We start from the raw sequence: 11,567 nt of genomic DNA, 5'->3' as shown, positions 1-11,567 counted from the left end.
TGCGTCGCCGGTTGCGATTGAAGGTCGCTTTGCCGCTTCGCCGCCGACATCGTCCCCGCCAGGCGAAGCGCCGACGATGCCCTTCGCCGCGCTTGGTGAGCAATCAACGAATCCGCAAAAGTCGTTCGACATTGAGGAAACGCTGGGCGCGAACTGGCTGAACAAGCTGGGAGTCACCATCCTGGTGTTCGGCGTTGCATTTTTCCTGGCGTATCAACTCAAGAACCTTGGCCCAGCCGGCAAGGATGTGGTCGGCTTCCTGGTCGCGGCAGTCATGCTCGGCGGCGGGGTATGGCTGGAGCGCAACGAGCGGTACCGGATTCCGGCGCGCGCGCTGATCGGCGGCGGATGGGCACTGATTTATTTTGTTGCGTATGCCATGTACTACGTGCCGGCGGCGCACGTGCTGGACTCGCAGACCGCCGACCTCGTGCTCACGCTGGCCATCGCGGCGTGCATGGTGTGGCATACGCTGCGGTATGACTCGCAGGTAGTAACCGGCGTCGCCTTCCTGCTCGGGTTCGCTACACTGACCATTCACCGTTCCGTCGGGCTGAGCCTCGCTGCTGGCGCGATCCTATCGCTCGGCCTGGTTGTGCTGGTACTGCGGCGGCGCTGGTACCAACTGGAGGTCTTCGGAATTCTGGCGGCGTTCCTGGACCACTACCTGTGGCTCAGGCCGGTCATCGAGAAGCTGCCCTACCCACGGCCGCCGTTTCCGGAGTTCATGATCAGTGCGGGCCTGCTTGCTTTCTACTGGGCGATCTTTCGCGCGTCCTACCTGCTGCGGCGCGACATTGACGAGGAACAGGAAACGATCTCGACCGTCGCCGCCATCCTGAACGGCGCGCTCTTTCTCGGGCTGATGAAGTACCAGTCGGCGCATCCGGAATGGGCGTACCGGTTCCTGCTCCTGCTGGGTGCAGTCGAATTCCTGCTGGCGCAACTGCCCGCCGCGCGACGGCGCCGCACGCCGTTTGTGGTACTTGCGATCATCGGGTCAACGCTGATGGTGGCGGCCATCCCGTTCCGCTACTCGGGGTCGTCGCTGGCGGTACTGTGGCTGGTGGAGGCGGAGGCGCTGTTTCTGGCCGGCCTCTGGCTGCGCGAACTGGTGTTCCGGCGCTTGGGGATGCTGGTCGCGACGGTCACGACCGCATACCTCTTTGTCTGGGAGGCGCCGCGCGCTTACCACGCAAACAACTGGCACGTGAGCGTGACCTTGGCCGTCGCCGCTGCGGTCTTCTATCTCAACGCTCTATGGTTCGGCCGGCGCAATCGGCCGCTCTTTGCCGAGGGCATTGATCACGCGGCGTTGCGCGCGATCTCCCACTTCGGCGCCGCCGCCGTCCTGGTGGCGATCGGTCTGGCGGCGTCTGACGCGTGGGTGGGGCCGGGCTGGCTGGCGGCGGCCCTGCTGATGGCCGTTGCGGCCCGCGCGCTCGATGAGACCGACCTGACGCTGCAGTCCGTGGCCTTCGCGACCATCGCCGCCGCCCGCACGCTGGCCGTGAACACGCAACTGGAAACATCGTGGCACGGCGTCTCGGAGCGGCTGCTCACACTGGCGCTGGCGGCTGCGCTGCTTTACGCGCTGGCCGCCGCCCTGCGGCCACGCAAGCTGGGCCCGGTCAGCATCGCACCGGGGTTCACATGGGCGGCGTCATTTTTCGTCGCGCTGCTCGTCTGGTATGAATTGCGCCCGGTTGCGGTCGCGCCGGCATGGGCCGCGTTCGGCTTGGTCTTGGTTGAGACGAGCATCCCTCTTCGATCACGACACTTGCGTTGGCAGGGATACGCGGCGCTGGTGGCCGCCTTTGTCCGGATTCTCTTCGTCAATCTGAACGCAGACGGCGCGCCGGGCGAGATCAGCCCGCGTTTCTACACTACCGTGCCGGTCGCCCTGGTCCTTTATTACGCCTATACACGCGTGGCAACACTGGCCGAGCAGCATCCGAGAGAGGCGCGCTTATTCAGCAACCTCTATGCGTGGCTGGGAACCACGACGCTGGTCGCCCTGTCTTATTTCGAACTGGACCGCGACTGGGTGGCGGCGGCGTGGGCCGGCGTGGCCTTCGCGCTGGTGATAGTGGCGTGGGCAACGTCGCGTCGCACATTTCTGCACCAGGGCGTGCTGCTTGGATGTGCGGTTGCGGTTCGCGGATTGACGTACAACCTGCTGCAACTCCCGTATTTCTCGGTTACGCCCTGGCACAGCCGCTCGCTGACGACGGGCGTCGCCGTAGCGGGATTGTTGGCGGCGATGGCGGCCGCCATGCGGCTCGGCGACCGCGAGGCAACGGACGTGGGCCCGCTCGCATACCTGTGCGACGTCCGCCCCGAGCAGCCCCTGTTCTTCTCCGCGGTTGCCTTGCTCACCCTCATGCTCGGCTTCACCACGCGCAGCGGCATGATCACCGTTTCCTGGGGCCTGGAGGGCGTGGCCGTGTTTTTGTTTGCGCTGTGGGCCGGCGAACGCAGCTTCCGGCTGTGCGGTCTTGGCCTGCTCCTGCTCTGCGTGGGCAAGATTGCGGTCGTGGACTTCTGGGACCTGACGCTGCGCGACAAATGGATTACGCTCATCATTCTTGGCGGCGCCCTGATGCTGGTTTCGTTCCTCTATTCGCGGCATCGTGAAACTATCCGCCAATATTTATGAAGCGCTGGCTCGCCCTGCTTGTGGTATTGGCGTCGGCGGTCGCCGCAATCATCGTCGCCCAGCGGCGCAAGGCGGAAGCACCGGTCGGGGCACAGGCGGTGCTGAGCGCGATCGCCGACAGCGAACGGGGAGCCACACGCATACCCGCACGGCTCACCCGCATGCCGGACGAAGACGAGATCCGGTACGGAAATGAAATGGCGGGGCGCTGGCACGCTCGCACCTCGGTCGACGCGGCGGTGGAAGCGTATGTCAGCCGCGTCGGCTCGCGACTGGGGGCCTTCGCCCACCGCAAGCTTCCGTATAGGTTTCACTACATCGGAGACGCCGGCTTTATCAATGCCTTTGCCGTGCCCGGCGGGCATGTCTTCATCGGCGCCGGCTTGCTCTCGTTCATGGACAGTGAAGACGAGCTCGCTTCCGTTCTGGCGCACGAGATCGAGCACATTGACCACTACCATGCCGCCGAGCGCCTGCAGACGCGTGTCACCCTGCAGAAGTTGCCTGCCGGCGGCGCCTTGGCGGCCATTCCCATTGAGTTGTTCCAGGCGGGCTATGCGAAGGAACAGGAGTCGGAGGCGGACGTGGACGGCGTCAACCTGCTATGGCTCGCCGGCTACGCGCCCGTGGGCGCCCTGCGGATGTTTGAGAAGTTTGAGAAGTATGGGCCCGCCACCCCTACTCGCAAAGCGGCGTCGCCCGCGGGCGAAGTACTGCACATTGCCGGGGACTTGCTCGCGGGATATTTCCGCTCGCATCCTTTGGCCCGCGAGCGCGAGCAGGCAATTCGTGCCCTGATCAATGACAAGGGATGGCCCGCACGCGCCGAGCGCAGCTTGGAACTCGATTGCAGCGCCGGACGTGAGCAGCTGTCGACGCTCCGCCGTCGGTCACGCCCGGCCAACCCCCAAAAACCGGCCCCTCCGCCATGCGTTGTTCCCGGTATGCTGCGCCGCGACACCGGGCGTTGACCATTGCGCGCCGCGTGTTCGTTTATCCTTCCCCGCATGAAATTCCACACCGAATACCTGACGTTCAATACGAAGAAGCATCGCGAGTACGTGCACATCACGCCGCAGGTGGAGGCGGCGGTGCGCAAGAGCGGCGTGCGCGAGGGCATGGCGCTGGTGTCGGCGATGCACATCACCGCGGGCGTGTATGTGAATGACGATGAACCGGGGCTGATTGCCGACATCGACAAGTGGCTCGAGCAGCTGGCGCCGTTCCGGCAGGAGTATCTGCATCACCGGACCGGCGAGGACAACGGCGACTCGCATCTGAAGGCGCTGCTCATTCATCACCAGGTGACGCTCCCCATCACCAGCGGCAAACTCGACCTGGGGACGTGGCAGCGCGTGTTCTACGCCGAATTCGATGGGCAGCGGTCGAAGCGAGTGATCGTGAAGGTGATGGGCGAGTAAAGAGATTGGAGACGTGCCAATTGCCGAACTGCTAAATTTACCTTTACACTCTCTGAATCTCACTCGGAGTCAACTCACGAATGAACGACGCTGCTTTCGTTGCCGAACTTGATCGCCGCATTGCGAAGTACGACCTGCTATGCCATCCCTTCTATAAGGCATGGTCGGAGGGCTCGCTGACCCGCGCAGACCTGCGCGAGTACGCCGCCGATTACTACCACCACGTTGCGGCTTTCCCGGAGTACCTGGGCGAATTTGCTGCGCGGCTGCCGGAAGGCGAGCTATGCGCCGCGGTGAGTGCCAACCGCGACGACGAATTGGGTGTGAACTCTCCCGACGGGCGTCCGCATCATGAACTGTGGCTGCAGTTCGCTTCGGGCATGGGCGCTGGTGCGGGCCAGGTGAAGGACCGCGAACCGCTCCCGGAGCTGGCTGATCTGATATGGCACTTCCGGCGCGTGGCGCGCGAGGCCTCGCCCGTGGAAGCGCTGGCCAGCTTCTACGCCTACGAGTCGCAGGTGCCGCGAGTGGCGGCCGAGAAAGCGCGCGGATTGCGCGAGCGCTATGGCGCCGACGAGCATACCTGCCGATACTTCACGCTGCACACCACCGCTGACGCTCACCATTCACGCGTGTGGCGCGACCAGGTGTTGGCGGCGGTCGATTCGCCCGCAGCGAAAGCAGCCGCCCTCGACGCCGCGGAAGCTGCGGCGCGGGCATTGTGGACCGCGCTGGACGGCATCGACGCTGCGCGCCAGGAGCGGATGGCGAGCGTTCGGTAGCCGGCAGAAGTAGTCGATAGGAACGTAGCTCGGCTACGTCTTTATTTTTTTTTGTTGCGAAAAGGAAAACCTAAACGCAAGGGACAAGAAGGAACGAAGGGAGCCGTGCTGCCGCCGGCTATGTGGCCGGCGAAACTGCCTGTTGCGGCAAGATCACCGCGCCGATGCGCTCCAGGTCCGCCAGCATGGGCTCGGCGATCGAAGGCCGCACCCCGGAGGCGTGGATGATCTCCTGGCGCGCGCGCTTCCCGTCTACCGCTTCGAACAGCGAAAGGGCGTCGCTATCGATTTCCATCACGTACACGCGGCCGCCGTGCGTGCGCGAGAACAGCAGGCTCCACTTTCGTTCCATTTCCGGTGTCGGTTCCTGGCGCGCACGCAGACTGCCAACTACTTGCGGCAGGTACCAGTCCAGCTCCGCGGTCATGGCGCTTGTACCGCGGCGCGGCAACTGGGACGGCGCGCCGGGATCGGAGGTGGCGAGCTGCATGAAATACGCAATGTCGTACCGGAGCATGTCCCACCACCACGGCCCGAGTTCGGGGATGTGCGCCATCAGGTGTTGCTTGGCGAGCTGGGCCACGATGCGCGAGGTGAGGAACGAGCCGAGGACGCCGGTTTCCAGGAGCGGGCCAAAGCCGGGCTGGTCCACTGTTTCTTCGGGCAGGCGCCCGTAGTGCTCGGCCAGGAGGCGCGACGTGCGAAAGCCGCGCGCGAGGCGATCGCGGTAGTAGCGCCGGATCAGGAAGCGGGCGAAGCGCTCGGCTTTTTGTGCGTCGGCAGGAGTGAGCGGCAGGTTGGCGCTGCCCTGGGCGCGAAATTCACCGTCGGCGAGGTAGCGGATGATCTCGTCCTGCACGTCGCGGTCGCCGGACGGCGAAGGCTTTTCAGGCGATGCCAAACGCCCTCCGCGTGGCGCGCACCGATTCGAGCAGGACACCGGCGGTGAGCGAGGGCGCGAACGCGTCGAAGGTCACGGCGCGCAGCTTGGGCGCGCGCTCAGCCAGCCAGACGGCCAGCGCCAGGATCTCTTCTGACGGCGCCGCCGGCGCAATCCACGGCCCGTCGAGGTCGTGGTCGTGCTCCACGCCGGCCACGTGAATCTCCACCACGCGCTCCAGCGGAAATTGCGCCAGGTACTCGCGGGCGGCGCGACCGGAGTAGTGCGCGGCCAGCCACACGTGAGGCAGGTCGAGCAGCAGGCCGCAGCCGGTCTGGTCGAAGAAGCGGCGCAGGAATTCGGGCTCGCTCATCTGCGCGTGCTGCAGTGAAAAGAACCCGGGAATGTTCTCCATCACGAGCTCGGCCTGCACCGCGTCGCGCAGAATGCGGGCGTTGGCCACGAAGCGCGACAAAAACTCTTCCGTGTAGAGCGGCGGAAAGACGTAGTCGAGCGTGCGCCGGTGGTCCTGCGTGTGCAGGCACTGGAAGTGCTCGGCCACCCACGGGCCCTGGTAGCGCTGCTGCAAGTCGCGGGCGCGCGCCAGCGCGTGCTCACTGAGCGGATCGGAGAGCTGGCCCAGGTAGTCGTGCAGCAATAACGGATAACGCTCGCGAACAGTTTCGAAGTGGGCGTCGTTGGCGGCGGGCGGATCGGCCATGGCGAGGTGGTCAATCTCGTCACGCGCCTCGAGCAATGCCGAAGCGAGATGCGGATTGTAGAAAGCGCCGACCGCCAGGCGTCCTTCCGGCAGCGCGCGCGGGTCATTCGTCATGGACCAACCGCCGCAAACATCAGTGCAGCCGCCCCTGCACAGAAAAACTGACCTCCGCGGGACACTCCATGGTGGCCGCCGCGGAGGTCTGGGTGCAAGGTCAGCAGGAAGTTAGTGGCACGTGGGGGCTGTTTCGGAAGTCTCCACGAGCTTGAAATGGCTGTGACAAGTGGGAGCGACCTCCGCCGTCTCCACCAGTTTGAAGTTGTGGCAGGCCGGGGCCACGTCACTGATTTCGACAACCTTCATGCTTTCTCCTTTCGGGCAGGTGGCAGTTGCCCTGCGCACCCAGTCCCTAAAGACTTGGATTGTACGCCTGCGGCGCGCGTTGCGTGCAAGCCGGCCTCAAAAGAGCACCATGCGACAATACCGCTGAAAAATAATTGCGACCCGCTGCATGACGTCTTCATGGCAATCTGCCGATCAGGACTTTCCGGTCCGCGTGATGCTCACCGAGGCCGAGATAGCGCGCGACTTTGCCGCCGCCATCGAGCAGCGGTATCTCGACGAGAAGTTCTTCTACTGGCTGCCGCTCTCGGTGCAGGCCTGGGTGGACCTGGGTTCGGCGCCGGCTTACCGCAACGCGGACCGCGCATTGCAGGTGCTCACGGCCAACGCCGCGCGGCTCGCGGACTTGTGGCCGGATGCCCGCGTTCTCTGCGGCGTGGGCTGCGGCGACGGCAGCAAAGATGAAGCCCTGCTCCGCGGATTCGCGCACAAAGGGCGCCGCTTGCGTTACGTCGCCGCCGACTTCAGCGAGTCGCTGCTGGAGATGGCGTGCCGCCGCGCGCTCGCTGCCGGATGCGGCGCCGAAGGGGTGAAGTTCGACGTCACCAGCGCCGCACAGCTCGCTTCCCTTGCCCGAATCGCCGCCGGCAATGGCGGCGCAATCTTTGCGGTGCTGGGCAACACGCTGGGCGCCTTCGATCCGACCGGCTTTCCGGCGCGGTTGCAGAAGGTAATGCGTCCCGGCGATAGAACGATCTTCGATGGCGAGGTTTTCGCGGGTGAAGAAACCCTGCGCGGCTACGACCATCCCGTGAACCGTCGCTTTGCCTTTTCGCCGCTCGCCGGGCTCGGGCTGGAAGAGGGACGCGACGGCAAGCTGGTGTTCGAGCTGAGCAGCGCGCGGGCCGGCGAAGGCTTGCACGAGGTGGTGAAGTACTTCGTGCCCGCGCGGGACTTGCGCCTGAACGTGGCCGGGCGGGAGCTGGGGCTGAAAAAGGGCGAGCTCCTGCGCATGTCGGGCTCAGTGAAATACGACGAAACGGCGTTTTTTCGGCTCATTGAAGATGGCGGGTTCAGAGTGGAGCTCCGCGCGAAGTCGGAGGACGGTAAATTTCTGCTGGCCGGCGCGAGGCCCGAAGGCTAGCGGCCGAGGACGCACGGGACGCAGAGGAAAAGACAATCCAGAGCGCTCCCCGTCCTCTGCGGTCCGGGTCTTACGGGTGCTGCGCCGCGCCGCCCGGCGATGTCGTCCCGGGCGCCTGGAGCGCGACCTTGGTTCCCGGGGCGGGATACTGCGGCAGCTTGTCTTTGGCCTGAGCGCTGGGCTTGATGACCAGCTCGCCCATGAGGATGGACGGCGCGATCACTGAGTAGTTCACCACTTCGGCGTGGTTGTCCACTTTCGGATCGTCGCCGGCGGCGATCAGGTCGTTGCGCAGCGCGCGGGCGTCGAGCTGGCTGAACTCGGCGCCGCGCACCAGCTCCTCGCGTCCGTCGTTCACCCACACGCGGTAGAGAATTCCGGGCGCCAGGCCCAGCCCGGCGCCGCCCAGCGCTTTCACGTAATAGCCATAAGGCAATCCACGATCACGGCAAATATCAATCAGTTTTTGCCGCATGGCGGCGAACGTCTGCGGGGTGGAAACGTTCACGAACAGGTTCCCCACGTGCGGCATGGGCGCCATCATGCCCGGGCCGCGGCCGTGTCCATTGGAGCTGGGAAAATCGCGGATGGGCTGGCGGCCGAGCAGGTAGCTGACCAGCTCGCCCTTCTGGACCACGTTGACCGCGCGCGCTTTCACCCCCTCGTCGTCGTATTGATAGCTGCCCAGCAGGGTGCGGCCACCGAAAACGGAAACCGTGGGGTCATCCACCAGCGAAATGAAGTCGGGCAGCACGCGCGACTTGTAGCTGGAGGCGTATTCGCCGAGCGTCCGCGAGGTCGTCCCGGGACCGGGCTTGCGTCCGGCGACCGAGGGCGCGATGAGCCGCGCAAAGACGTTGCCGGCGGCGTCGCTGGAGAACAGCACCGGCCCGTGATACTCGTCGTCAACCAGCGGGGCCTTGCGCAGCTCGGCGAGCTGCGCGACCACCTGCTCGGCGGCCGCGCGATATTGCTCGGGCGAAGGCAGCTCAGCCGCCGCGCCCACCACGAACGAGCGGCTGCGTTCCAGGCGCATGCCGTCAGGAGCCTGCGTCTCGCCCTGCACATTGACGGCGTAAAGCGGCTCGGAGCGCCGCAGCACGGTACCTTCGCTGTTCACCAGGTAGCGCGTCTGCTCGCGGAACATGGCGTGGGCGACAAGCAGCTGCACGTCAGGATCGCTGCGATAGAGCGCGGTGGCCGACTCGAGCAGCCCGCGCCACTTCGCCGCGTCGAAGTCAAGCTTCTGCACCGGCGCCTCGTAGAAGGCCGGCTCCTCGTGCGAGAAATCGTCAGACGGCGTGGTGGCGCTCTCAAACTGCTTCAGCGCCGCCTGCTTGCGCGTGAAGGCTTCGATGGCCATCTTGTACGCCTTGTCGGTGGCGAGCCAGAGCTGGTGGCGCAGCGCCTGGACGTCGCCGTCAATTGGCATGAGGTCAATCGAGCCCTGGCCGGCGCCGAAGTAGCTGTCCTGTTTGTAGTCGCCAATGCGGACCACCGCGCGCAGCAGGCGCGCGCGCTGGCGCTGCTCCACGCGCACCGCCCCGAAGGCGGCCTCGGCCGTGTAGAGGTCCAGATCGGTGACGACGTACTCGATGTAGTACGGCCGCTGCATCTGCTCCAGCTGCAGCTGGTCCCTGGAGCGCGCCAGTTCCGCCTGCATGGCTTCGAGCACCGGATCGGCGGCGGGCACGGGGGCCGGCGCGGCGGCAGGCGGTTTTTGGTCGGCCGATTTTGCTGTTGCTTTTTGAGCGAGTAGCGGCGCGGCCGGCGACAGCAGGCAGATCAGCAACGCGCCGCGGATGGCGGCTTGGCAGGCGCGCGTCACGGCCGGCCTCCCTTCCCCGGCGCCGACGGCGCTGTGGGCGCGGCGTCTCTTGCGCCGGCCTTCTTTACCGGCGCGCCGGGCGCCGGCAGGATGGGCGGGCGGTCCTGCGTCTGGCGGCGCTTCTGCACTTCGATTTCCGAGAACAGCAGCGCCGGCGCCACCGCCGCAACCGGCACGGCGCCGGATTCGGCGCCGCACACGCCATTAAACACCTGCTGCTTGTCGCCGGCGGCGATGATGCGCGTGAGCGCCGCCAGCGGCGTGCCCACAATGTCCACGCCGCGCACCAGCTCGTCAGGGCGTCCGTCGGCGTAAACGCGCCACACCATCAGCGGCAGGATCTGGAAGGCCTGCGGCAACTGGCGCGTGGTCAGCGTAAATCCGCCGGCGATGTCCTCAAAGTAGAGGCCGTAGGGCTTGTTCTGCTTCTTCAACTCTTCGATGAAGCGGGCGCGCAGTTGCGAATCGGAGAGCGTTTGCGTGGAGCTGACGATCAGATTGCCCTGCCGTCCCACCGGCATCATGCCCGCTTCGCCGCGGCCGTGGCCGTTGGAGTTTTCAAAGCCGTGGATCGGCAGCCGCGAGAGCAGGAAGTCCTTCAGCACTCCGTCGCGCACCACTTCGACCTTGCGCGCGCGCACGCCCTCTTCGTCGTAGTCGTAGCTGCCGCTCAGGTCCACGCCATTGAGCTGCTGCACGGTGGGATCGTCAACCACGCTGAGAAATGCGGGCAGGACCTGCTGGTTAAGTTTTTTCGTGAACGTCTGGCCTTCCTGGATGCCGCGCTGGCGGTGCCCCTCCACGCGATGCCCGAGCACTTCGTGGAAGAACACGGCGGCGGCGCGTCCCGAGAGCAGCGCCGGGCCGTTGTAGGGCTCCACGACCGGCGCCACGCGCAGCTTCTCCAGGTCGCCAGCCATCTTCTCGATGCGCGCCATCACTTCGGCGTCGGAGGGCAGGCGGTCGAGGGTGGCGTCGTCGAAGTTCTCCGAGCGCAGCAGCTCCATGCCGTCATTGGCGCGGGTTTCGGCGACCGCGATGAGCCGCGCGCTGGGACGATGGCTCACGATGCGGCTGCCTTCGCTGGAAACGAAGTAGCGCGCCGTGTCGTCCACCACCAGCGTGACCGACGAGCCGTACACGTCAGGATGCGCGCGGAAGACCGCCGAGAACTTGCGCAGCTTCTGCTCCCAGGCGCCCACGTCAATGCGCGGCGGCGGCCTGACCGCGGCCACGCGCGACTCGGGCTGCTCCCTGGAGAAATCGGCCGAGGTGTCCTCTTCCTGCGCGCGCACGGCGGTGTTGGTCTTCACCTGGAGGTAAGCGCGGGCCGCGGTCTTGTATTCCTTGTCGGTGGTCTGCCAGAGGACGCGGGCGATGGCGTCAGGATCGTCGTTCAGCGGCAGCAGCGCGTTGGCAATGCCCGAGCCGCGGCTCTCGCCGTGCGTGTTGTCCAGCTCCGGCCCGGCCACGCGCACCGAAACGTCAACCATGCGGGTGTGGCGCACGGTGGTGCTCATCAGCGCGCCATGCGAGCCCACGATGGTGATGTTGTTCTTGTCGGTGGCGGCGTAGCTCAGGTAGTAGGGCGCCGGGTCGGCCTTCGACAGCGCGCCCATCGCCCGCTTCAGCTCCTGCTCCATCACGTTGAGCAGGACGGGAGCGGGGCCAGACGAATCCACGGCCGCCGCGACGCGCGCGGCTGCACCGCGCGCGGAAAACTGCGAAGGCAGACAAAACAGACACAACACCAGTGCGGCGAACGAAGCGGACTTCTTCATGGCGAGGTG

General features: G+C 65.8%; 9 protein-coding genes. 5 read left to right on the top strand and 4 right to left on the bottom strand.

Features of this window, described 5'->3' with window-relative positions:
• Positions 1-76 precede the first annotated feature (76 nt).
• The 4 genes from VFA60_14770 to VFA60_14755 all read left to right on the top strand — a co-directional run bounded on the left by VFA60_14770 (position 77) and on the right by VFA60_14755 (position 4,862).
• A complete protein-coding gene (locus VFA60_14770; GenBank protein HZQ93053.1) occupies positions 77-2,659 on the top strand; it encodes a DUF2339 domain-containing protein in 2,583 nt (860 codons plus the stop codon).
• Positions 2,656-3,630, top strand: coding sequence for a M48 family metalloprotease (locus VFA60_14765; GenBank protein HZQ93052.1), 975 nt, complete (start codon positions 2,656-2,658; stop codon positions 3,628-3,630). Before VFA60_14770 ends, VFA60_14765 begins: the two co-directional genes overlap by 4 nt.
• Before the next feature lie 36 nt (positions 3,631-3,666).
• On the top strand, positions 3,667-4,080 hold the full coding sequence (locus tag VFA60_14760) for a secondary thiamine-phosphate synthase enzyme YjbQ (protein ID HZQ93051.1): 414 nt from the start codon (positions 3,667-3,669) through the stop codon (positions 4,078-4,080).
• An 80-nt stretch (positions 4,081-4,160) separates the two neighbouring features.
• Positions 4,161-4,862: an iron-containing redox enzyme family protein gene (locus VFA60_14755; protein ID HZQ93050.1), complete on the top strand. Its 702-nt coding sequence runs from the start codon at positions 4,161-4,163 to the stop codon at positions 4,860-4,862.
• Between the two features lie 118 nt (positions 4,863-4,980).
• Here the strand turns inward: VFA60_14755 and VFA60_14750 are convergent, their stop codons facing one another.
• Positions 4,981-5,763, bottom strand: coding sequence for a hypothetical protein (locus VFA60_14750; GenBank protein ID HZQ93049.1), 783 nt, complete (start codon positions 5,761-5,763; stop codon positions 4,981-4,983).
• On the bottom strand, positions 5,750-6,577 hold the full coding sequence (locus VFA60_14745) for a DUF692 family protein (GenBank protein HZQ93048.1): 828 nt from the start codon (positions 6,575-6,577) through the stop codon (positions 5,750-5,752). The genes VFA60_14750 and VFA60_14745 overlap by 14 nt, the downstream gene beginning before the upstream one ends.
• A 397-nt stretch (positions 6,578-6,974) precedes the next feature.
• Between VFA60_14745 and VFA60_14740 the strand changes: the two genes are divergently transcribed.
• A complete protein-coding gene (locus VFA60_14740; protein ID HZQ93047.1) occupies positions 6,975-7,949 on the top strand; it encodes an L-histidine N(alpha)-methyltransferase in 975 nt (324 codons plus the stop codon).
• Between the two features lie 70 nt (positions 7,950-8,019).
• Here the strand turns inward: VFA60_14740 and VFA60_14735 are convergent, their stop codons facing one another.
• Together VFA60_14735 and VFA60_14730 are read right to left on the bottom strand one after the other, a co-directional pair.
• Positions 8,020-9,777: a metallopeptidase TldD-related protein gene (locus VFA60_14735; GenBank protein ID HZQ93046.1), complete on the bottom strand. Its 1,758-nt coding sequence runs from the start codon at positions 9,775-9,777 to the stop codon at positions 8,020-8,022.
• A complete protein-coding gene (locus tag VFA60_14730; GenBank protein HZQ93045.1) occupies positions 9,774-11,558 on the bottom strand; it encodes a metallopeptidase TldD-related protein in 1,785 nt (594 codons plus the stop codon). The genes VFA60_14735 and VFA60_14730 overlap by 4 nt, the downstream gene beginning before the upstream one ends.
• Positions 11,559-11,567 lie beyond the last annotated feature (9 nt).

This window comes from Terriglobales bacterium (genome assembly GCA_035651995.1).
Taxonomy (GTDB): Bacteria; Acidobacteriota; Terriglobia; order Terriglobales; family Acidobacteriaceae; genus DASRER01.
This window is presented reverse-complemented; position numbering and strand designations above follow the sequence as displayed.